Source organism: Pseudomonas sp. GV085 (assembly GCF_003050925.1).
In the GTDB taxonomy this organism is placed as follows: Bacteria; Pseudomonadota; Gammaproteobacteria; order Pseudomonadales; family Pseudomonadaceae; genus Aquipseudomonas.
In genome coordinates this window covers 128,971-151,043 of sequence record NZ_QAOV01000005.1, presented here as the reverse complement: position 1 = coordinate 151,043, position 22,073 = coordinate 128,971, and the positions used below count along the sequence as shown (strand labels likewise).

General features: G+C 60.3%; 21 protein-coding genes. 11 read left to right on the top strand and 10 right to left on the bottom strand.

Annotated features, from left to right (window positions below; translation table 11 throughout):
- Window positions 1–309: 309 nt before the first annotated feature.
- Together C8K63_RS12470 and C8K63_RS12465 are read left to right on the top strand one after the other, a co-directional pair.
- A complete protein-coding gene (locus tag C8K63_RS12470) occupies window positions 310–1,686 on the top strand; it encodes an L-serine ammonia-lyase (protein ID WP_108216983.1) in 1,377 nt (458 codons plus the stop codon).
- Window positions 1,687–2,224: 538 nt separating this feature from the next.
- A complete protein-coding gene (locus C8K63_RS12465) occupies window positions 2,225–3,328 on the top strand; it encodes a GlxA family transcriptional regulator (RefSeq protein WP_007975492.1) in 1,104 nt (367 codons plus the stop codon).
- Window positions 3,329–3,424: 96 nt separating this feature from the next.
- On the opposite strand, the gene C8K63_RS12460 is transcribed toward C8K63_RS12465, so the two are convergent.
- The 6 genes from C8K63_RS12460 to C8K63_RS12430 form a co-directional block, all read right to left on the bottom strand.
- Window positions 3,425–3,691, bottom strand: a complete 267-nt coding sequence (locus C8K63_RS12460) for a hypothetical protein (RefSeq protein WP_108216982.1) — start codon at window positions 3,689–3,691, stop codon at window positions 3,425–3,427.
- A 359-nt stretch (window positions 3,692–4,050) separates the two neighbouring features.
- Entirely contained in the window at window positions 4,051–5,214 is a 1,164-nt protein-coding gene (locus tag C8K63_RS12450) for a gamma-butyrobetaine dioxygenase (protein WP_108216981.1), read from the bottom strand.
- Window positions 5,215–5,227: 13 nt separating this feature from the next.
- Window positions 5,228–5,704 (bottom strand): thioesterase family protein, encoded by a 477-nt coding sequence (locus C8K63_RS12445; protein WP_108216980.1) that lies wholly within the window; start codon window positions 5,702–5,704, stop codon window positions 5,228–5,230.
- 124 nt (window positions 5,705–5,828) lie between these two features.
- A complete protein-coding gene (locus tag C8K63_RS12440) occupies window positions 5,829–6,794 on the bottom strand; it encodes an L-carnitine dehydrogenase (RefSeq protein ID WP_108216979.1) in 966 nt (321 codons plus the stop codon).
- A gap of 132 nt (window positions 6,795–6,926) precedes the next feature.
- Window positions 6,927–7,814 (bottom strand): 3-keto-5-aminohexanoate cleavage protein, encoded by an 888-nt coding sequence (locus C8K63_RS12435; protein WP_108216978.1) that lies wholly within the window; start codon window positions 7,812–7,814, stop codon window positions 6,927–6,929.
- A 95-nt stretch (window positions 7,815–7,909) separates the two neighbouring features.
- Entirely contained in the window at window positions 7,910–8,854 is a 945-nt protein-coding gene (locus C8K63_RS12430; RefSeq protein WP_108216977.1) for a choline ABC transporter substrate-binding protein, read from the bottom strand.
- 224 nt (window positions 8,855–9,078) lie between these two features.
- Between C8K63_RS12430 and C8K63_RS12425 the strand changes: the two genes are divergently transcribed.
- Window positions 9,079–10,023, top strand: coding sequence for a GlxA family transcriptional regulator (locus C8K63_RS12425; protein ID WP_108216976.1), 945 nt, complete (start codon window positions 9,079–9,081; stop codon window positions 10,021–10,023).
- A gap of 6 nt (window positions 10,024–10,029) precedes the next feature.
- Here C8K63_RS12425 and C8K63_RS12420 read toward each other — a convergent pair whose 3' ends face one another.
- The 4 genes from C8K63_RS12420 to C8K63_RS12405 all read right to left on the bottom strand — a co-directional run bounded on the left by C8K63_RS12420 (window position 10,030) and on the right by C8K63_RS12405 (window position 11,656).
- Complete coding sequence (locus C8K63_RS12420) at window positions 10,030–10,446, bottom strand: DUF3010 family protein (protein WP_108216975.1); 417 nt, start codon at window positions 10,444–10,446, stop codon at window positions 10,030–10,032.
- A gap of 33 nt (window positions 10,447–10,479) precedes the next feature.
- On the bottom strand, window positions 10,480–10,803 hold the full coding sequence (locus tag C8K63_RS12415; protein WP_108216974.1) for a helix-turn-helix domain-containing protein: 324 nt from the start codon (window positions 10,801–10,803) through the stop codon (window positions 10,480–10,482).
- Window positions 10,787–11,041: a type II toxin-antitoxin system RelE/ParE family toxin gene (locus C8K63_RS12410; protein ID WP_108216973.1), complete on the bottom strand. Its 255-nt coding sequence runs from the start codon at window positions 11,039–11,041 to the stop codon at window positions 10,787–10,789. Before C8K63_RS12410 ends, C8K63_RS12415 begins: the two co-directional genes overlap by 17 nt.
- A gap of 213 nt (window positions 11,042–11,254) precedes the next feature.
- Window positions 11,255–11,656 (bottom strand): lysozyme inhibitor LprI family protein, encoded by a 402-nt coding sequence (locus tag C8K63_RS12405; RefSeq protein WP_108216972.1) that lies wholly within the window; start codon window positions 11,654–11,656, stop codon window positions 11,255–11,257.
- 224 nt (window positions 11,657–11,880) lie between these two features.
- Between C8K63_RS12405 and C8K63_RS12400 the strand changes: the two genes are divergently transcribed.
- From C8K63_RS12400 to C8K63_RS12365, 8 genes are all read left to right on the top strand, one after another.
- Window positions 11,881–12,858 (top strand): dipeptidase, encoded by a 978-nt coding sequence (locus tag C8K63_RS12400; RefSeq protein ID WP_108216971.1) that lies wholly within the window; start codon window positions 11,881–11,883, stop codon window positions 12,856–12,858.
- A gap of 78 nt (window positions 12,859–12,936) precedes the next feature.
- Window positions 12,937–13,467 carry a DUF5943 domain-containing protein gene (locus tag C8K63_RS12395; RefSeq protein WP_060542338.1) on the top strand — a complete coding sequence of 177 codons (531 nt, stop codon included), beginning with the start codon at window positions 12,937–12,939 and terminating at the stop codon, window positions 13,465–13,467.
- A gap of 15 nt (window positions 13,468–13,482) precedes the next feature.
- The gene (gene dgcA, locus C8K63_RS12390) at window positions 13,483–15,543 is read left to right on the top strand and encodes a dimethylglycine demethylation protein DgcA (protein WP_056726570.1); all 2,061 of its coding nucleotides are present in this window, start codon (window positions 13,483–13,485) and stop codon (window positions 15,541–15,543) included.
- Window positions 15,544–15,727: 184 nt separating this feature from the next.
- Window positions 15,728–17,674: a dimethylglycine demethylation protein DgcB gene (dgcB, locus tag C8K63_RS12385; protein WP_108216970.1), complete on the top strand. Its 1,947-nt coding sequence runs from the start codon at window positions 15,728–15,730 to the stop codon at window positions 17,672–17,674.
- Window positions 17,674–18,894 carry an electron transfer flavoprotein subunit alpha/FixB family protein gene (locus C8K63_RS12380; protein WP_108216969.1) on the top strand — a complete coding sequence of 407 codons (1,221 nt, stop codon included), beginning with the start codon at window positions 17,674–17,676 and terminating at the stop codon, window positions 18,892–18,894. Before dgcB ends, C8K63_RS12380 begins: the two co-directional genes overlap by 1 nt.
- A 15-nt stretch (window positions 18,895–18,909) precedes the next feature.
- Window positions 18,910–19,680 (top strand): electron transfer flavoprotein subunit beta, encoded by a 771-nt coding sequence (locus C8K63_RS12375; protein ID WP_108216968.1) that lies wholly within the window; start codon window positions 18,910–18,912, stop codon window positions 19,678–19,680.
- Window positions 19,681–19,805: 125 nt separating this feature from the next.
- Window positions 19,806–20,372 (top strand): GNAT family N-acetyltransferase, encoded by a 567-nt coding sequence (locus C8K63_RS12370; RefSeq protein ID WP_108216967.1) that lies wholly within the window; start codon window positions 19,806–19,808, stop codon window positions 20,370–20,372.
- A gap of 224 nt (window positions 20,373–20,596) precedes the next feature.
- Window positions 20,597–21,763, top strand: coding sequence for a retropepsin-like aspartic protease (locus C8K63_RS12365; RefSeq protein WP_256594945.1), 1,167 nt, complete (start codon window positions 20,597–20,599; stop codon window positions 21,761–21,763).
- Window positions 21,764–22,073 lie beyond the last annotated feature (310 nt).

Sequence of the window (22,073 nt, the reverse complement as noted above, 5' to 3'; positions counted from 1 at the left end):
GTACCAGTGAAAATCTGACGCCTACAGGGTGCGTCGTATCCAGTACAGGGATGGTCGCATCCAGTGTCGGTGACGTCGTTTACAGATTTTTTCCGCCCGATTTTCCCCTCTGAACCGCAAAAAAACGGCGAAAACACGGCGTAAAAGACACGCGGCGCTGGTGGGCATGAGTGCGTCGGTTAGAGACGTCGAACAACTGGATAAAAGCTTGATGATGCGCTCATCTCGGCGGATTGCAGCTTGAGCGTAGCAGCTCCGTCAGCGTGCGCTTTTGCGTGCGCAGTGGGCCCATCCAGGAGTTCGGCAGTAATGGCTATCAGTGTTTTCGACCTGTTCAAAATCGGCATCGGCCCTTCCAGTTCACATACCGTGGGGCCCATGCGGGCGGCGGCTTTGTTTGTGCAGGGCCTGCGCGAGCGCGGGCTGCTCGAGCAGGTACGGCGTGTCGAAGTCCAGCTGTTCGGCTCTTTGTCGGCCACCGGTATCGGCCACGGCAGCGACAATGCCGTGATCATGGGCCTGATGGGCGAGTGGCCGGATGCGATCGATCCGTCGCAAATCGGCATCCGCATCGCCACCCTGCGCGAGAGCGATACGCTGCTGCTCGACAATCGCTTGCCGGTGCCCTTCATCTGGGCCCGGGACATGCGCCTGATCGACGAGAACCTGCCATTCCATCCCAACGCCATGACCTTGATAGTCGAGGGTGATGATGGCGAGTTGCATCGCGACACCTACTATTCGGTTGGCGGCGGTTTTGTCGTCGATGAGGCTCAGGCCTCCAGCGGTGTCGTCGACCTCGACCGCACTGTGTTGCCTTATGACTTTTCCAGTGCGGCCGAGCTGCTGGAACTGTGCAAAAAGCACAAGCTGCGCGTGGCTGAGTTAATGATGGCTAACGAGAGGGTGTGGCGCAGCGAGGACGAAATCCGCAGCGGCCTGATGAAGCTCTGGCGCGCCATGCAGGATTGCGTCGAACAAGGCCTGAAGCACGAAGGCATCCTGCCCGGCGGGCTGAACGTGCGCCGTCGTGCGGCCAAGCTGCACCGTAGCCTGCAGGAACTGAACAAACCCAACGTGATCGGCTCGACCTTGAGCGCCATGGAGTGGGTCAACCTGTTCGCCCTGGCGGTCAATGAAGAAAACGCCGCCGGCGGGCGCATGGTCACGGCACCGACCAACGGCGCGGCGGGGATCATTCCGGCGGTACTGCACTACTTCATGAAGTTCAGCGAAGCGGTGACCGACGCCAATGTCGTGGATTACTTCCTCAGTGCGGCGGCAGTGGGAATCCTGTGCAAGAAGAACGCCTCGATCTCCGGTGCCGAAGTCGGCTGTCAGGGCGAAGTCGGTTCGGCCTGCGCCATGGCGGCGGCCGGGCTGGCGGAAATTCTTGGCGCCACACCAGAGCAACTGTGCAACGCGGCGGAGATCGGTCTGGAGCACAACCTCGGCCTGACCTGCGACCCGGTGGGTGGACTGGTCCAGGTGCCGTGCATCGAGCGCAACGCGATTGCCGCGGTGAAGGCGATCAATGCGGCGCAAATGGCATTGCGCGGTGATGGCCAGCACTTTATTTCGCTGGACCGGGTGATCCGCACCATGCGCGATACCGGTGCCGATATGCATGACAAATATAAAGAGACATCGCGGGGTGGGTTGGCGGTTAGCGCGGTGGAGTGCTGAGACCGAGTCGCCTTCATCGCGAGCAAGCTCGCTCCCACAGGTTTTGCGTCGGTCACAAAAATTGTGATCACCTCGATCCCTGTGGGAGCGAGCTTGCTCGCGATAGCGCCAGACCAGTCAAAACTGCGCGCTAAGTGAACACCCGCTCGAAAACGCGCCACCTTTTAGCGCGTCGCTCACAGATAAATCGGCTTGCCACTGATCGAGGGCCAACCGGCCTTCGACCGCTTGTCACCCGTGCCTGCGGTGACACTCCTTTCCATCACGGCGCAACGCCGTTCCCACAAGTGCTACCGAATTGCTCACAGCTTGTGGGCCGGGGCGCTTGCCAGTCCTGATGGCCATTTAAATCCCCCTGCCTTGCAAGACATATATAGACACATTCCGACGTCGTTTTCAGGAGTTATTGAACGCGCATTCAAAAATAGGCATGGCAATTGCTCTGTCATTACAAAGCCCGTCTCCCAAGCGAGAACGATGGCCATAAAAAGAGCCTCCGCCTGAGGCCATCACCCGCTTTGTGTGAGGAGATACCGCGATGACGACGTTCAACTCCGGGGCCCAACCCCAGAACCGTGCGCCTCAATCCATCGGCTTTCTGCTGCTGGACAATTTCACGCTGATTTCCCTGGCGTCCGCAGTGGAACCCCTGCGCATGGCTAACCAGTTGTCCGGTCGCGAGCTGTATCGCTGGACCACCCTCACCGTCGATGGCGGTCAGGTCTGGGCGAGTGACGGCTTGCAGATCACCCCCGACGCCTCAATGCACAAAGCCCCGCCAATGGACACCGTGATTGTTTGCGGTGGCATCGGCATCCAGCGCACGGTGACCCGCGAACACGTGTCGTGGCTGCAAAGCCAGGCCCGCCAGTCCCGCCGCCTCGGCGCGGTGTGCACCGGCAGCTGGGCCCTGGCCTGCGCCGGCCTGCTCGACGGTTTCGATTGCAGCGTGCACTGGGAATGCCTGGCGGCGATGCAGGAAGCTTTCCCACGGGTAGCCATGAGCACCCGTCTGTTCACCCTCGACCGTAACCGTTTCACCAGCTCGGGCGGCACCGCGCCGCTGGACATGATGCTGCACCTGATCAGCCGTGATCACGGGCGTGAACTGTCCGCCGCGATCTCGGAAATGTTTGTCTACGAGCGCATTCGTAACGAGCAGGATCACCAGCGTGTGCCGCTCAAGCACATGCTCGGCACCAACCAGCCGAAGTTGCAGGAAATCGTCGCGTTGATGGAAGCCAACCTCGAAGAGCCGATCGACCTCGACGAACTGGCGGTTTATGTCGCGGTGTCCCGTCGTCAGCTCGAGCGGTTATTCCAGAAATACCTGCACTGTTCGCCGTCGCGTTACTACCTGAAGCTGCGTTTGATCCGCGCGCGGCAATTGCTCAAGCAAACGCCGATGTCGATCATCGAAGTGGCGTCGGTCTGTGGTTTCGTGTCCACGCCGCACTTCTCCAAGTGCTACCGCGAATACTTCGGCATTCCACCGCGTGACGAGCGCGTAGGGTCCAACACCACACAACAAGTGGCGATGATGCCGCTGCCGCAAGCGCTGGTGCTGTCGCCGTTGTCCGGGCCGTTGTCGGCACTGAGCCAGGCGCGCAATGAGTCGACGTTTGCCAGTGTAAGGCTCTAGACCGGGTCGACTTCATTCGCGAGCAGGCTCGCTCCCACATTTGATCTGTGTTGTTCACAGAACCAATGTGGGAGCGAGCCAGCTCGCGAAGGCGTTTTATCGGGCGGTGTGGCTCTGCTGGTACTCCGACAACGCCGGCAGCAATTGTTTGTCGATGGCCTGGCGCACTGCCGGCAGGATCGTCGCGCTGCTGGTGTACATCTCCTTGACCATCTTGCGAAGCTCATACGCCCGAGTATCGTCCAGGCCCCTTACCACGCACTCGCAAGCCTGCTCGGCGGTGGCTCCACTGGGTACGTTGAATCCCAACGACTTGAGCTGGCCCAACAGGTCTTCCTGGTCTATCAAATCGGCGTGCATCATGACGCAATCCTTCTTCAGGGAACGGTGTCGTAGTTCGATTCTGGTGGGGGTGCCGGGTGTCGGCAAGGGCGAATTGTCGCAATGGCTCAATTGGTTATGAACATGTCGTTTTCGGCTAACCTGGCTCGCGGGGTAGTGGGCACACTGGACTCAGCTCGCTTCACGAAGGTTTGGTCACCCTCGCACGGCAGCTCCTCAACAGTACCCTCTGCCTCGATCCTGTCACGGCTTGATCGGGGCTTTTTTTCGCCTGCGGATCGGTGTTGGCAGGCCCCATGCCTTCGCTGGCAAGCCAGCTCCTACAGGGACGGTGTGATCTCTGTAGGCGCGGGCTTGCCAGCGAAGAACGATGACGCGGACTAGCGTTGCAACACGAGGATGCGCGACAACAACTCATCCCGGTCGACATAGCAACCCTGGAAATGCCGCGCCCCGGTGGCCGGGTCGAAGGCATTGCGGGCATGCAGGGTGCGGCGGTTGTCGAAGCACCACAGCTCGCCGGGATTGAGCCGCTGCATCAACCTGAATCGAGGCTCGCGGGTCATCGCGATAAAGCGCCGGTAGGCGCGATAGAGCCTGGGCATCTGTTCCACCGACGCATCGAACGGCCCGCGCAGAAAGTTTGCCATGCGGATTTCCGACACCTGTCCCAACGCATCCAGGGCAATGATCGGCGCCAGGCAGCGGTAGTCGCTGTGACGGTCCTTGTTGCGAAACTCCACGGGAATTTCACACAGGCTACTGAAGGATTCGGGGTCTTCCCGGCGCAAGGCGTCGGCGATGGCGAAACCATCGACAAAAATGCTCTCGCCACCCTCGGCGTCATTGACCAGGCAATGCAGGAACTGCAGCCCCGGTTGCAACTCACGGGTTGGTAAATCGCTGTGCAGCGGCAGGTTGAAGGCGGTGTAGGCATTGCTGTCGGCGTCGGCCCTGGATTGCACGTTGAACAGCACGCCGAAATTACTCTCGCGGATGAAGGAAATCCGTTGGGCGATCAGTTTCAGTGAGCCGAGCTCGGTGGGCACGCCACGGACCTGGGTCAATCCTACGTCCCGTACCGCCAACAACCATTGCAACAAGGCGTCGGAGTCGTTCATCAGCGCTTGATACTCGAACACCGGCAACTGCAAATCGCTGTGCCAGAGCCTGGCTTTCGGCTTGCGCTGCTGACGCTCGGCGCGGGAATCATCGTCATAGGCGTGGGCACGCAGCCAGCCGGGGTCGAAGCGGCTGCAGTGGCCGTCCTGCCAATCCACCGCCAGGCAGCCATCGCTGTCTATACGGGCGTTATCGGGCATCAGGTCTTGAGCCACATCGACGATTTCCAGCACTTGCTCGCGGGTCACCGTGTAGACGCATTGCGGGCACGGGCAGTTGTCCCGCAGCCATTGATGGTGGAAAGGGCTGACACGGTTATCGGCCCACTTCACCAGAACATGGTCCGCCAGAGTCTGCACACCAGTCAGCGCGCTGATCAACGGATAGGTACGAAAGTCGGCAAATGCAGCGGCGGTGTTCATGGCGATCTCCTTGTTATTTTTTTTGGGGTAATGCGATCACTCGGCCAATGTACTTGGGTGTTGGCAGGTCTACCTGTTCGGCGACGATGGCTTGCAGACGGCTCAAGGACTGTTCGCTGAACGGGGCCGAACGCGGCCCGGCGAGATTCACGTGCAGCAGCATCTGTTCGTTGCCTGCCAGTTCCTGGGCGTCATCGACCAGATGCAGGCTGTGATAGAGGTGCACGCGCTTGCTGTCGTGGGCAATGATTTGAGTGTGCACTTCGACTTGGGCGTCGAGCTTCACTTCGTGCAGGTAGTTGAGGTGCAGTTCGAGGGTGAACAGCGAGTTGCCGGTGGCTTCGCGGCTGCTGCTGTCCAGGCCCAGGCGATCCATCAGCGCGTCGGTGGCGTAGCTGAATATCAGCAGGTAGAAAGCGTCGCGAAGGTGGCCGTTGTAGTCGACCCAGTCGGGGATGATGGTGGTTTGGTAGGTGGTGAGGGTGGGCATGATGACTGATCCAGAACAGATTGTGATTGGAATGCCGTCATCGCCAGCAGGCTGGCTCCCACATTGGAATGCGTTCTCCTGTGGGAGCCAGCCTGCTGGCGATGGGGCCGGGCCTGCGGTTTGGTTACTCGCTGAACGCCATTCCATGCTTCTCTTTGGTGGTCCTCACCGCCTCCAGCACCGCCAGCAGGCAGTCATCACGATAGCGCTCCAGCGCTGAAATGCTGTGTTTGCCCAGTTGATCGCTGGTGCCATCGACCACATCGTCGATCAGCTTGTCGGTCAGCTCCGGTGCCGGCAGGTAGGTCCACGGCAATTGCAACGCCGGGCCAAACTGGGCCATGAAGTGACGCATGCCGGCATCGCCACCGGCCAGGGTGTAGGTCAGGAAGGTGCCCATGAACGACCAGCGCAAACCGGCGCCGAAACGGATTGCATCGTCGATTTCACCGGTAGTCGCCACACCGTCGTTGACCAGGTGCAGTGCCTCACGCCACAGCGCCTCGAGCAGACGGTCGGCGATGAAGCCCGGCACTTCCTTGCGCACGTGCAGCGGGCGCATCCCCAGGGATTCATAGACTTTCATCGCGGCTTGCACCGCTTCAGGGGCGGTGTTTTTGCCGCCGACCACTTCCACCAACGGCAGCAGGTAAACCGGGTTGAACGGGTGACCGACCACGCAGCGCTCCGGGTGCGTGGCACTCTCGTAGAACTCGCTTGGCAGCAAGCCAGAGGTGCTGGAACCGATCAATGCATTGGGCTTGGCTGCCGCGCTGATTTTGCTGTGCAGGTCCAGTTTCAGCTCCAGTCGCTCCGGGGCGCTTTCCTGGATGAAATCGGCATCGCGCACGCACTCTTCGATGGTCGCGACAAAGCGCAGGCGATCCTGCGATGCACCCGGCGCCAGGCCTTGTTTCTCCAGCGCGCCCCAGGCATTGGCGACGCGTTTGCGCAAGGCGGCTTCGGCGCCGGGGGCCGGGTCCCAGGCCACTACATCCAGACCATGGGCGAGGGCACGGGACACCCAGCCGCTGCCGATGACACCGCTGCCTAACGCTGCGAAGGTTTTGATTTCGGTGATAAAGCTCATGGTCGATTCCTGAAGAGTTCGGTGATCCTTGTAGGAGCGAGCTTGCTCGCGATGGTATTCCAGGCGCGGAGTGGCGTCGGCTGTACCTTTTTCGCGAGCAAGCTCGCTCCTACAGGGGAAAAGTGTGTGGGGTTAACCGCGCTTGGTCAGGCCCATTTTTGCCCGGCCTTCCGCCGGGGTCAGGACGCGGGCGCCGAGGCGGCTGAGGATTTCGCCGGCGCGCTCGACCAGTTGGCCGTTGGTCGCCAGCACGCCTTTGTCCAGCCACAGGTTGTCTTCCAGGCCGACGCGCACGTTGCCGCCGAGCAACACCGCTTGCGCCGCCATCGGCATCTGCATGCGACCGATACCGAAGCCGGCCCAGACTGCGTCGGCCGGCAGGTTGTCGACCATGGCTTTCATGGTGGTGGTGTCCGCCGGCGCGCCCCAAGGGATGCCCAGGCATAGCTGAAACAACGGGTTGTCGAGCAGACCTTCCTTGATCATCTGCTTGGCGAACCACAGGTGACCGGTGTCGAAGATTTCCAGCTCGGCTTTAACGCCCAGCTCTTGAATGCGTTTAGCGCCAGCGCGCAGTTGCGCCGGGGTGGACACGTAAATGGTGTCGCCGTCGCCGAAGTTCAGGGTGCCGCAATCGAGGGTGCAGATTTCCGGCAGCAGTTCTTCGACGTGGGCCAGGCGGGTCAGCGGGCCGACCAGATCGGTGTTCGGGCCGAATTCCATCGGGTTCTCGCCGCCGCCGATTTCCAGGTCGCCGCCCATGCCGGCAGTGAGGTTGACGATGATGTCCACGTCCGCCTCGCGGATGCGCTCCATCACTTCGCGGTACAGCGCCACGTCACGGCTGAACTTGCCGGTTTGCGGGTCGCGCACATGGCAGTGAACCACGGTGGCGCCGGCCTTGGCGGCTTCCACGGCGGCAGCGGCGATTTGTTTCGGGGTGACCGGCACGTGGGGGCTTTTGCTGGTCGTGTCGCCAGCACCGGTGAGTGCGCAGGTGATGATGACGTCGTGGTTCATGAGGCGGTTCCTTACAGGCGAGTTTTTGGTTTTGGCCAGGCGTGGTGGTCCCGTTCGCAGCCTGTTGGGGCTGCGACTCGGTGGTTCTATCGAGTTTATTTACTGGTCAGTTGCAGGTTTTCAGCGGCCGGTTTGCCATCGAAGGTGGTGACACCTTCAAGCCAGCGCTTTTTGTCCTGCGGGTGATCCTTGATCCATTGTTTGGCCGACTCGAAAGCGTCCTTGTGATCCAGCAGCGGCTGCATCATCCGGCTTTCGTCTTCGGCGGTGAACGTCAGGTTGCTCAGCAGGCGACCGATGTTCGGGCATTGTTCGGTGTATGTCGGTGCGGTGACGGTCCACACGGTGGCCTTGCCTTCGTTCGGGCCGAGGGCGTCGTCGCTGCCGGTGAGGTAGGTCATCTTGACGTTGACGTTCATCGGGTGCGGCGCCCAGCCGAAGAACACCACGGCTTCGTTGCGACGTACGGCGCGATCCACGGCGGCGAGCATGCCGGCTTCGCTGGATTCGACCAGCTGGAACTTGCCAAGGCCGAACTGGTTTTTGGAGATCATGGCCTTGATCTGGGTGTTGGCGCCCGAGCCAGGCTCGATGCCGTAGATCTTGCCGCCCAGTTCCTTTTCGAATTTGGCGATGTCAGCGAAGGTTTTCAGGCCCTTGTCGGCGAGGTAGGTCGGCACGGCGAGGGTCGCGCGGGCGTCCTGCAGGCTTGGCGCTTCAAGCACCTTGACCTGTTTGGCGTCGACGAACGGGGTGATGGTCTGGGTCATCAGCGGGTTCCAGTAGCCGAGGAACAGGTCCAGACGCTGGTCGCGGATCCCGGCAAAGATGATTTGCTGGGAGGCGCTGGTTTGTTTGGTGCTGTAGCCGAGGCCATCGAGCAATACCTGGGTCATGGCACTGGTGGCGATCACGTCGGTCCAGTTCACTACACCCATGCGCACGTTCTGGCACGCGGCGGGTTCGGCGGCCATGACACTGGCGCTCAGCAAAGCGGTACCACTGAGTGCAAGAACACAGCTGCTGATCAGTCGTTTCATCTCAGGTTCCTCGGCAGTTCGTTTATTGTGAGTTCCGGTGTCTGATGCGCCGGTGATGCCAAGTTACGCAGCAAAGCACCGATGAAAGCGCACTGCGGCGACCAGCTCTTGCACTGCAGCGACCTGTGCTCTTGAATGCCGCTTGCAACTGGCGTATCAACATCCCTACGCTGCCCGCCCTCTCGTTACCTGGCCTCTTGTTACCTGCTCAGCGAGTGCGCTCCATGTCCCAGGATTTCTACTTCTTGTTGATGCCGGGTTTCTCGGCCATCGGATTTATCTCGGCCATCGAGCCGTTGCGGGTCGCCAATCGCTTTCGCGGCGAGCTGTATCGCTGGCATGTGCTGAGCGCGGATGGCGGGGCGGTGCTGGCGAGCAACGGCATGTCGGTCAACGCCGATGCGGCGCTGGAGCCGCTGAAGAAAGGCGCGACACTGCTGGTGGTCGCCGGTTTCGAACCGCTGAAGTTCACTACCCCGGCGCTGGAACATTGGTTGCGCCGCCTGGACAACGAAGGCGTGACCCTCGGCGCCATCGACACCGGCAGCTTCATCCTCGCCGAAGCCGGTCTGCTCGACGGCCATCGCCTGACCTTGCACTGGGAAGCGATCGATGCGTTCAAGGAGTCTTATCCACAGCTCAGCGTCACCCAGGAACTGTTCGAGATCGACCGTCGGCGCATCACCTCCGCTGGTGGCACGGCTTCCATCGATTTGATGCTGGATCTGATCGCCCAGGCCCACGGTCCCGGCCTGGCGATCCAGGTCAGCGAACAATTCGTACTCGGCCGTATCCGCCCGCGCCAAGACCACCAGCGCATGGAAGTCGCCACGCGCTACGGCATCAGCAACAAGAAACTGGTGCATGTGATTGGCGAGATGGAGCAGCACAGCGAACCGCCGCTAAGCACGCTGGAACTGGCGGAATCGATCAAGGTGACGCGGCGCCAGCTGGAGCGCCTGTTTCGCCTGCACCTGAATGATACGCCTAGCAATTTCTACTTGCGGTTACGGTTGGAAAAAGCACGGCAGTTGCTCCGTCAGACCGACATGAGCGTGCTGGAAGTGAGCATTGCCTGCGGGTTTGAATCGCCGTCGTACTTCACCCGCAGTTATCGGGCGAAATATGAGCGGTGCCCGCGGGAGGATCGGCGTACCGCCAAGGCATAGGATCTTTTATTTTTTCACCAACGCCGAACACGCTGCCTTATAGGCCTCATGCTGATACTTGTTCAGCGTTCCCGGCAGTTCGAAGTTGTGCTTCTTGGCCTGGGCATTGATGGTCTGCGGCGACAGCAGGGCTACCTCGCAACTCTCCAGCAACTGGAAAACCCCCTCGATCTTGAACGTGGTCGGCCCGCCAGCGAACTCGCCTTTCTTGCTGCGCTTCTTGATCGCGATGCGGTCGATGGAGTTCTCACGGACAAACGAGGCGACCTGAGCGGCGAATACTTTGACGTTGGCGGCTTCATCGTCATCGTCCAGGGCAATTTTCTTGGTGGCGAGCGCGACATGGCCCAGCGCCTGACCGTCCAGGGTGGCCACGGCGATGATCGCTTCGCTGCCTTTGATTTCGATGCCGCAGACTTTCATGTTCAATCTCATTAGTGACAGAGGGTGTGCAGCTTACAGTTCAAGCTGGCTGGCCGTGATGCCGAATGCCAAAGCGATTTTTTCGCGAGTGGCTTTACGGGGCTTGGCGACGGTTTCCTGTTGGGCAAAGGCAGGCTGGGTTATGCCCATGCGTTTGGCCACTTCTTCCTGGGTAAGGTTCAAGTGTTCGCGCCAGGCGCGGATAGGGGTAGCGCCATCGACGATACGGCTCACCACTTCATGGGGGATCAAGTCAGGCTCAATTTTCTGTGCCACGTATTGTGCATAGGGAATGACCACGAAGGCTGGATTGCCTTCGGCGTCGTTGATGATTTGAATGTCAGTAGGTGCGTTCATCGCGTTTTTTGACCTCTTGAATACTGACCACTTTGATCGCGCCATCCCAATCAAACATGACCCGGTAATTACCGACACGCAGCCGATAGGCGTAGTCATGACCGACCAGTGCTTTGACATTGCCTGTCTCAGGCATGCCAGCGAGCGCCGTGATGGCATCACGAACCTGAATCTGGTGAACGGAATGCAATCTCAAGAGTTGCTTTACGGCCTTTCGAGTCCAGTGAATGCTGTTCATGGAAGAATATAAGTCTTTTATAAGATTTGCGAATCTTTACTTATATTTTTGTGATGGGCCATCAACAACATTTGTCGGCATGTTGCGTGAAAAGTCCGCAGAACAGCGGCTTTGGACGGAAGCTGTAGGTCAGATCAGAGTGCGTTGTGGGAAAAGGGTTTTTTGGCGATTGAAAGCTGGTGGTAGTGCCAGCTTTCAGTGGGACATTCAGGACTATTCCTGCCCGATCGACTCCAAAAACTCCGACCGCTCGTCGCTCATCCGCGCAATGCAATCGTTCTGGGCAATGGTGAACGCCTTGCTGCCACCGGTGGCCGGGAAGGCTTCGACGGCGCAGTCGGCGTCGCGGGTCTTCAGCCATTGCTGTTGGGCGGCTTTGATCTTGGCGGTGATGTCGGCCAGTTGCGACGGGTTTTTGCCGTACTGCGACTGCATGCGGTCGTTCAGGCCCTGGAGGTTTTCCTTGAGCAAGTCTTCGGCGGTGGTTTTGCTGAAGGCCGAGCACTCGAGGGTCTGGACGTCGTTTTCGACTTTGTCGCACGGGTTGTCGTCGGCCACCTCGGCTGCGTGTACGCCGGTTGCAATCAGTGCCAAAGCCAGAAGGATGGATTTCATTCAGGTCGCCGCTCTATTCCAGTGATGCGGCGAATTCTGGCCCAAGCCGAAGGCCTTGAACAGGTCGGTGATAGTGCCTGACGGCGACCCTTTGTCGCGGATTGACGCTTTCGGCAATTCCCCTGTCGTTTTTGCACCCGGCTGCTTAGGCACCGAGGCATATGCTGGCCCCAAAGCGCCGGCAGACGATTCGGCGCATGAATCGCTAACAAGGGGACAGCCTGATGAGCCCAGCCGAATTGCACGCCGACAGCATCGTTATCGACGGGCTGATTATTGCCAAGTGGAACCGTGAACTGTTCGAAGACATGCGCAAGGGCGGCTTGACCGCGGCCAACTGCACCGTGTCGGTGTGGGAGGGCTTTCAGGCCACCGTCAACAACATCGCCGCCAGCCAGAAGCTGATCCGCGAGAACAGCGACCTGGTGATTCCAGTGCGCACCACCGCCGATATCCGCAAGGCCAAGGAACAGGGCAAGACCGGCATCCTCTTTGGCTTCCAGAATGCTCACGCGTTTGAAGACCAGATCGGCTACGTCGAGGTCTTCAAGCAGCTCGGCGTCGGTATTGTGCAGATGTGCTACAACACCCAGAACCTGGTCGGTACCGGTTGCTACGAGCGTGACGGCGGCCTGTCGGGCTTCGGTCGCGAAATCGTCGCCGAGATGAACCGGGTCGGCGTGATGTGCGACCTGTCCCACGTCGGCTCGAAAACCTCCGAAGAAGTCATCCTCGAATCCAAGAAGCCGGTCTGCTACTCCCACTGCCTGCCGTCGGGGCTCAAGGAGCACCCGCGCAACAAGTCCGATGAAGAACTGAAGTTCATTGCCGACCACGGCGGTTTCGTCGGGGTGACCATGTTCGCGCCGTTCCTGGCCAAGGGTATCGATTCGACCATCGACGACTACGCCGAAGCGATCGAATACACCATGAACCTGGTTGGCGAAGATGCCATCGGCATCGGCACCGACTTCACCCAGGGCCATGGCCAGGACTTCTTCGAATACCTGACCCATGACAAGGGCTATGCCCGCCGTCTGACCAGCTTCGGCAAGATCATCAACCCGCTGGGCATCCGCACCGTGGGCGAGTTCCCGAACCTGACCGAGACCCTGCTCAAGCGCGGCCACTCCGAGCGCGTGGTGCGCAAGATCATGGGTGAGAACTGGGTGAATGTCCTCAAGGACGTTTGGGGCGAATAAGCCGCCGCATCTCTGAATCCTTTCCCGCTGCCGTCCGTGCAGCGGGCAACGCAACGAATTTTCTGGAGTCAAGTTTCCATGGCCAAAATCGCCCCGCAATTGCCAATCGAAGTCGACAGCGAAACCGGTGTCTGGACCTCCGACGCCCTGCCGATGCTGTATGTACCGCGTCACTTCTTCGTCAACAACCACATGGGCATCGAGGAAGTGCTGGGCGCTGACGCTTATGCCGAAATCCTCTACAAGGCCGGCTACAAGTCCGCCTGGCACTGGTGTGAAAAAGAAGCCGAATGCCACGGCCTGGAAGGCGTTGCGGTATTCGAACACTACATGAAGCGCCTGTCGCAGCGCGGCTGGGGCCTGTTCAAGATTCAGGACATCGATCTCGACAAAGGCACTGCCAGCGTCAAGCTCGAACACTCGGCATTCGTCTATGTGTACGGCAAGGTCGGACGTAAGGTCGACTACATGTTCACTGGCTGGTTTGCAGGGGCCATGGACCAGATCCTGGCCGCTCGCGGCAGCAAGATCCGCACCGTGGCCGAGCAAGTCTACGGTGGCTCCGAAGAGGGCCACGAAGACGGTTTGTTCACCGTCAAGCCGTTGTAAGTCGAGGAACCCGCCATGGCTTTCGAAGCAATGTTCCAACCGATCCAGATCGGTAAACTGACCATCCGCAACCGCGTGCTCAGCACCGCGCACGCCGAGGTTTATGCCACCGACGGCGGCATGACCACCGACCGGTACGTCAAGTATTACGAAGAGAAAGCCAAGGGCGGGATCGGCCTGGCGATTTGTGGTGGCTCGTCCGTCGTGGCGATCGACAGCCCGCAGGAGTGGTGGAGCTCGGTGAACCTGTCCACCGACCGCATCATTCCGCACTTCCAGAATCTGGCCGATGCCATGCACAAGCACGGCGCCAAGATCATGATCCAGATTACCCATATGGGTCGTCGCTCGCGTTGGGACGGCTTTAACTGGCCAACGTTGATGTCGCCGTCGGGCGTGCGTGAGCCGGTGCACCGTGCCACTTGCAAGACCATCGAGCCGGAAGAAATCTGGCGGGTGATCGGCAACTATGCGCAGGCTGCGCGTCGTGCCAAGGCCGGTGGCCTGGACGGCGTGGAATTGTCGGCCGTGCACCAGCACATGATCGACCAGTTCTGGAGCCCGCGCGTCAACAAGCGTACCGACGAATGGGGCGGCACCTTCGAAGGCCGCATGAAGTTCGGCCTGGAAGTCTTGAAAGCCGTGCGCGCCGAGGTCGGTGACGACTTCTGCGTGGGCATGCGCATCTGCGGTGATGAGTTCCACCCGGACGGCCTGTCCCACGAAGACATGAAGCAGATCGCCAAGTATTACGACGACACCGGCATGCTCGATTTCATCGGCGTCGTCGGCTCGGGTTGCGACACTCACAACACCCTGGCCAACGTGATTCCGAACATGAGTTACCCGCCCGAGCCGTTCCTGCACCTGGCGGCCGGGATCAAGGAAGTGGTCAAGGTTCCGGTGCTGCACGCGCAGAACATCAAGGACCCGAACCAGGCCACGCGCATTCTGGAGGGCGGTTACGTCGACATGGTCGGCATGACCCGCGCCCACATCGCCGACCCGCACCTGATCGCCAAGATCAAGATGGGCCAGATCGACCAGATCAAGCAGTGCGTCGGGGCCAACTACTGCATCGACCGTCAATACCAAGGCCTGGATGTGTTGTGCATCCAGAACGCCGCAACTTCCCGTGAATACATGGGCCTGCCGCACATCATCGAAAAAACCACCGGCGTGAAACGCAAAGTGGTGGTCGTTGGCGCCGGCCCTGCGGGGATGGAAGCCGCTCGCGTTGCCGCCGAACGTGGCCACAACGTGACCCTGTTCGAGAAGAAAGAATTCATCGGCGGCCAAATCACCACCGCTTCGAAAGCACCGCAACGGGACCAGATCGCCGGTATCACCCGCTGGTACCAGCTGGAACTGGCTCGGTTGAAAGTCGATCTGCGCCTGGGCACTGCGGCGGATGCGCCGACCATCATGGACCTGCGTCCAGACGTGGTGGTGCTGGCTGTCGGTGGACATCCGTTCATCGAGCAGAACGAACACTGGGGTGCGGCTGAAGGCCTGGTGGTCAGCAGCTGGGATGTGCTCGACGGCAAGGTTCTGCCTGGCAAGAACGTGCTGGTTTACGACACCATTTGCGAGTTCACCGGCATGTCTACCGCCGACTTCATTGCGGACAAGGGCAGCCAGGTCGAAATCGTCACCGACGACATCAAGCCAGGCGTGGCGATTGGCGGCACGTCGTTCCCGACGTACTACCGCAGCATGTACCCGAAAGAAGTGATCATGACCGGCGACATGATGCTGGAGAAGGTTTACCGCGAAGGCGACAAGCTGGTGGCAGTGCTGGAAAACGAATACACCGGTGCCAAAGAGGAGCGGGTGGTGGACCAGGTGGTCATCGAAAACGGTGTGCGCCCGGACGAGGAAATCTACTACGCCTTGAAGGAAGGCTCGCGCAACAAAGGCCAGATCGACGTCGAAGCCTTGTTCGCGATCAAGCCGCAACCTTGCCTGGAGCAGAGCGGCGACGGCTACCTGCTGTTCCGCATCGGTGACTGCGTGGCACAGCGCAACGTGCATGCCGCGATCTACGACGCGCTGCGGTTGTGCAAGGATTTCTAAGAGCTTGTGGATAACCCTTGTAGGAGCGAGCTTGCTCGCGATGGACGTGAACGATGACGCGGGGAGTCTGATTTAACGCGACGTTCTCAGGTTTTTCGCGAGCAAGCTCGCTCCTACAAGGAATCGGGCAAGGCATCCAGGTAGTTTGGCCTGCAAGACCCTGCGGTCTTTGGGAGCTTCACCTATGTTGAACACCCTTCTTCCAATCCTGCTGTTCGCTGCCCTGGGCCTTGGTGTCCTCGGTGCTTTGCGGCGGGTGAATATGTGGCGCCGGGGCCGGGCTTCGAAAGTCGACCTGATCGGCGGCCTGTTCGCCATGCCCAAGCGCTACATGGTCGACTTGCACCATGTGGTCGCGCGGGACAAATACATTGCCAACACCCACGTCGCCACGGCTGGCGGTGCGGTAGCGTCCATCGTGCTGGCGATTCTGGTGCACGGTTTCGGCCTGCATAACCGCTTCCTCGGCTATGCGTTGCTGCTGATGACGGCTGTGATGTTCGTCGGTGCGATCTTTGTTTACCTGCGCCGGCGCAACCCTCCATCGCGCCTGTCGAAAGGCCCGTGGATGCGCCTGCCGAAAAGCCTGCTGGCGTTCTCGGCCTCGTTCTTCCTGTTGACCCTGCCGGTGGCGGGCATCCTCCCGGAAAACTTCGGTGGCTGGCTGTTGGCGGCGATTCTCGGCGTTGGCGTGCTGTGGGGCGTGTCGGAACTGTTCTTCGGCATGACCTGGGGCGGGCCGATGAAGCACGCCTTCGCCGGTGCCTTGCACCTGGCCTGGCACCGTCGCGCCGAGCGCTTTGGTGGCGGTCGCTCCACCGGTTTGAAACCGCTGGATCTCAACGACCCGAGCGCGCCGCTGGGCGTGGAAAAACCCAAGGATTTCACCTGGAACCAGTTGCTCGGCTTCGACGCCTGCGTGCAGTGCGGTAAATGCGAAGCGGCATGCCCGGCGTTCGCCGCCGGCCAGCCACTGAACCCGAAAAAACTGATTCAGGACATGGTCGTCGGCCTGGCCGGCGGCACCGATGCCAAGTTTGCCGGCAGTCCGTATCCGGGCAAGGCCATCGGTGAGCACGCAGGCAATCCGCATCAACCGATCGTCAACGGTCTGGTGGACGCCGAAACCCTGTGGTCGTGCACCACCTGCCGTGCCTGTGTCGAGGAATGCCCGATGATGATCGAGCACGTCGATGCCATCGTCGACATGCGTCGCCATCTGACCCTGGAAAAAGGCGCAACCCCGAACAAGGGCGCCGAAGTCCTGGAAAACCTGATCGCCACTGACAACCCGGGCGGTTTCGCGCCGGGCGGGCGGATGAACTGGGCGGCGGATTTGAACCTCAATCTGCTCAGCGAAAAGAAATCCACCGACGTGCTGTTCTGGGTCGGCGACGGCGCCTTCGACATGCGCAACCAGCGCACCCTGCGCGCGTTCGTCAAAGTGCTCAAGGCGGCGAAAATCGACTTCGCCGTGCTCGGCCTCGAAGAACGTGACAGCGGTGACGTGGCCCGGCGCCTGGGCGACGAAGCGACCTTCCAGCTGTTGGCCAAACGCAACATCCAGACCCTGGCCAAGTACAGTTTCAACCGCATCGTCACCTGTGATCCGCACAGCTTCCACGTGCTGAAAAACGAGTACGGCGCCTTCGATGGCAACTATCTGGTGCAGCACCACAGCACCTACATGGCGGAAATCATCGATGCTGGCGCGCTCAATCTCGGTCAGCACAAAGGCGACAGCGTGACCTATCACGACCCGTGCTACCTCGGCCGCTACAACGGTGAGTACGAGGCGCCGCGTCAGGTGTTGCGCGCCCTCGGGATCGAAGTGAAAGAGATGCAACGTTCCGGCTTCCGTTCGCGCTGCTGCGGCGGTGGTGGCGGTGCGCCGATCACCGACATTCCCGGCAAGCAACGTATTCCCGACATGCGCATGGAAGACATCCGCGAAACCGGCGCCGAACTGGTGGCCGTGGGTTGCCCACAATGCACGGCGATGCTCGAAGGCGTAGTCGAACCCCGTCCCCTGATCAAGGACATTGCCGAACTGGTGGCCGACGCGCTGCTGGAAGACGACGCGGCAAAGCCGGCCGCGCCGGCCAAACGTGAACCTGCGGAGGTGCACTGATGAGCGACATTATCCGCCGCGACCCGCGGGCCGAATGGATCGCCCGCAACCGGCTGCACCCGCTACACGCGGCCATGCAACCGGCGCAACACAGCTGGATGGGGCCGAATGGCGTCATCCGCAAGAATCCCCACGGCATTGGCTTTATCGGTCCGAACGGCATCAAGCGTATCGACCGTAGCGGCGCCCAGCAGGGTGGGGCGACTAAACGTTCAGCCGCTGTTGAAGTGCAGTTGCCATTGCATCAGGTGGCCGCGCCGGCGTTTTACATCAGCGTGGTGCCGGACATGGTCGGTGGTCGCTTGAGCAGCCACGACCGCGACTTGCTGGGCCTGGCCCATCAACTGGCCGGCAAGGACGGTGCAGTGCTGGCCGTGGTGTTCGGCGAGCACAAGGAAAACGCTTTCGCCACGGCGGGCGTCGACCGCCTGCTGGTGCTGGAAGGTGAAGAATTCAGCGGTTATGCACCAGAGCAACGGGTCCAGGGCCTGCGGGCTGTGGATAACCAGTTCAACCCGCGTCACTGGTTGCTGCCGGACAGCCGCAGTGGCGGCGGCGAACTCGGTCGGCGTTTTGCCGCGGCACTGGGCGAGCGCCCGGCCACGCGGATCTGGCAGGTCAAGGATCAGGAGTGCATTGGTCGAGCCGGCGCAGGTCTGCAAGACCTTGCCCGTCCGCTGGCGCGATTGATTCTGGCGGCTGCCGAGTGCGCCGAACCGGTCAGCGAAACCCGTCACGAAGCCTTGCCAGTGGAGTTATCCACAACCGTGGCACGCAGCCTGTCACGGATCGAAGATCTGGGCGCGGTGGCAGTCGATCCGGCGGCAATCCCCATGGCCGAAGCCGAGTTCATTTTCTCCGGTGGCAACGGGGTCAAGGACTGGGGACTTTTCCACAGGACCGCCGAAGCCCTCGGCGCGACCGAAGGCGCCTCGCGGGTGGCGGTGGACGACGGCTTCATGGCCCGCGATCGTCAGGTCGGGGCATCCGGCACCTGGGTCACCGCACGGGTCTATGTGGCAGTGGGGATTTCCGGGGCGATCCAGCATCTGCAAGGCATTGGTGCCTGCGACAAGGTGGTGGCGATCAACCTTGACCCTGGCTGCGACATGATCAAGCGTGCCGACCTCTCGGTGATCGGTGAGAGCGCGGAGATTCTTCAAGCCTTGATCGAGGCGGTAGAGGCTTACCGCAACGACGCCAAGCGCGATGCGGCTTAAGGGAAGGAAAGGGTTATGAGCACGAAAATCATCAGCCTGGTGTCCATCGGCGCCCACCCGACGTCCGGTCGGCCACGTCGCGCGGAGCAGGATGCGCGGGCGGTAGAACTGGGCCTGCAACTGGCTGGGGATAACCTGCAAGTGCTGCATGCCGGCGACATCGCCGAGCCTGCATTGCGCGCTTACCTGGGCATGGGGCTGGAGCAACTGCATGTGTTGGAGCAACCGCAAGGCGCCGATGCGCTACCGGCGCTGACCGAGTATCTGCGCGATGCAGGTGCTCAGGTGGTGTTGACCGGCAGTCAGGCGGAAACCGGCGAAGGCTCGGGCATGTTGCCGTTCCTGCTCGCCGAGAGCCTGGGCTGGCCGCTGGTGGTGGGGCTGGCGCAGGTCGAGTCCATTGACGGCGGTTCGGCGCTGGTGCTGCAGGCCTTGCCGCGCGGTCAACGTCGGCGGCTGAAGGTACGCCTGCCGTTTCTGGCAACGGTGGATAACGCCGCGCCCAAGCCTCGCCAGAGCGCTTACGGCCCGGCCCGACGCGGCGTGCTGCAAGCGCAGGAAGTTGAAGTCATCGATGATCAATTGCTTGCGGTCGCCAGCCTGCAACCGGCCAAGCCACGCCCCAAGCGCCTGAAGGTAATCAAGGCCAAGAGCGGCGCCGATCGTATGAAAGCCGCAACGGCGAAAGCCAGTGGCGGTGGCGGACAAGTGCTCAAAGGCGTTACGGCGCAAGCTGGGGCTGAGGCGATACTCAAGTTGTTGATTGAAGAAGGCGTGGTCCGCTAGCGTTTTTTGCAGGAGCTGCCGCAGGCTGCGATCTGTTGATCTTGTTTTTAATAATCAAGGTCAAAAGATCGCAGCCTGCGGCAGTTCTTACATGTGGACTGGATAAATCTGGCAGAGAAAAAACAATGGCAGTTGAATTTCGTTCGGCAGTGCGTGCAGACGCGCGCGCGATTGCGCGTCTGTTCCAGATTTCCTCAGAGGGCGCTTCGGATTACATCTGGAGCCAGTTAGCCGAGCCCGGTCAGGACTTGCTGGATGTAGGTGCCATTCGATACGCCCGGGACGACGTGGATTTCTCCTACCAGAACTGCCTGATTGCCGAGGCCGGTGGTCAGGTCATTGGCATGATGCACAGCTACGTGATGCGCCACGATCCACTGGCGGTGCCGACGACTGATCCGGTACTGGCGCCTTACGCCGACATGGAAGTGCCCGATACCCTGTACATCTCCAGCCTGGCCCTGCATGAAGGCTGGCGTAACCGGGGGCTGGGCGTGCAGTTTCTCGCCCATGCTCAAGAACGCGCCAACCAACTGGGGCTCAATGGCCTGAGCCTGATCGACTACGCCGCCAACACTGGCGCCCGGCGTTTTTACGAACGGCACGGTTTCGGGATCATCAAGACCTGCCAGGTCACCCCTCATCCCATGATCCGCGTCACCGGTGATGCCTATCTAATGCACAGGCCTTGAGCTTGCTCGAGGGGTCGACCGGCGACGGTTATCCACAGCGTCACGAACCCTCGCGCTCGTCCCACACCGACGAGTGCGGTGAGCTACAGTTTTCTATGCGCTGATCAAAGGTGCGGCACGCTTTCGGGAGCCTTCAGACATTCAGCGCTGACTCATAAAACCCGGTTTTTATGATTGGCCTGAATATGAAGACTATCGCTCTTCTGGCGCTCTTTGCATCGGCCATGTGGTTATCCACAGACTTGATCTCTGCCGCCCAGACAAACGCATCGGTGGCTGATCAGGATTTTTATCGGTGGATAGACTCCGAACAGGGGCGCAACGCGTCCGTGGCGCAACTGCGGCAACAGTGCGACAAGGTGTTGGATGCCGATAGACACCTCAGCTGTTCTGTGACGGTCTTCGCCAGATTGCTCGAAGCCAAGGCCGCCAACCAACTCCCCGAATACTACCTGGCGATAAAAGCCAGGCATGCCCGGGCGATTGCCGCCAGCGCCGATCTGAAGCCCCTGTTCTCCACGTTTGGCAGCAAATCACTGGCTGTCCTGGCGGCGACCGGCGATTTCATGGTCAAGGGTTCGACGCGGCATGAGGTGCTGCCGCTCCATCCGTATGCCAACGACTTTTACATCGCTGAACAAGTACTGCCATTTATCGAGGTCGGTGCGGCCAATGGGGTCTCGGCGCGTTTTGTGCTGGACACGGGTGCACCGCAAACCCGGGTCAACATCGACACGGCGAAACAGATGGGCATCAGGTTGCTGCCCGATGCTTTTTATCGCTACAGCACGTTTTATGGCGAAAAGGGCTTGGCCGCGAGGCTGGGAATTCTCGGGTCGCTGAAAGTCGGCACCCGCGAGTTCAGGAACGTCCTGGTCTTTGTCAGCGACCGGGACAATCTGTTGGGGCTGGATCTGATCAGCAAGCTGGGGCGCTTGAAGATCACCAACAGAACACTGGAGCTGAATCCACCGCCGGCCAAACGCTGTGATGCGTCGATTGTCGTCAGCCGCCTGGATCTCAATCAACGGCTGGTGGTGGCCGCACAGCTGGATCGCAGGGCAACGCAGGCCATCATCGATACCGGAAATGTCGACTACCTGACGGCCTCGTCGCCCGGCAGGCAGCTCAGTGTTGCGCAAGCGCTGACACCGGGACGCTCGAGCGTTACCGCCAACGACAGCAAGCGCTTCCAACGCTTCGACGGCGTATTGGCCCTGCAAGGCAATACCATGGCGGTCACCTACAAATACTACCCGGGCTTTACCATCCCGCCTTCGCTGATCGGCGGGCAATATGTCCCGTCGATATTGCTCGGATGGCGCGCCTTCAAAGACTTTGAATTGAACCTGGACCTGGATTCAGGTCGCTCATGCCTCAATAAAGTTTGAACAACTTCGGTGTTTACCCACAATCCCTGTTGGTGGTTCTGTGGATAACATGTTCGCCCCTCGCTACACCCCATATAAATAAAGCCCTGCAAGCCGTTGCTCAAAAAGCAACCAGCCTTGCTCCTGGTTTTTCCAAGCTTTTTCAAGGGGATAAGTGCTGCTGGGGATGCAGACTTGCCCCCAATCTCTGTTGGCGCTTCTGTGGATAAGATGTTTGCTATCGGCTGCAGGCCTTATAAACAGCGGCTTTCATGGTTGCGATCAAAAAATGATCAATTGATGGTTGTGAGCTGGAGAATTCCGCGAAAAC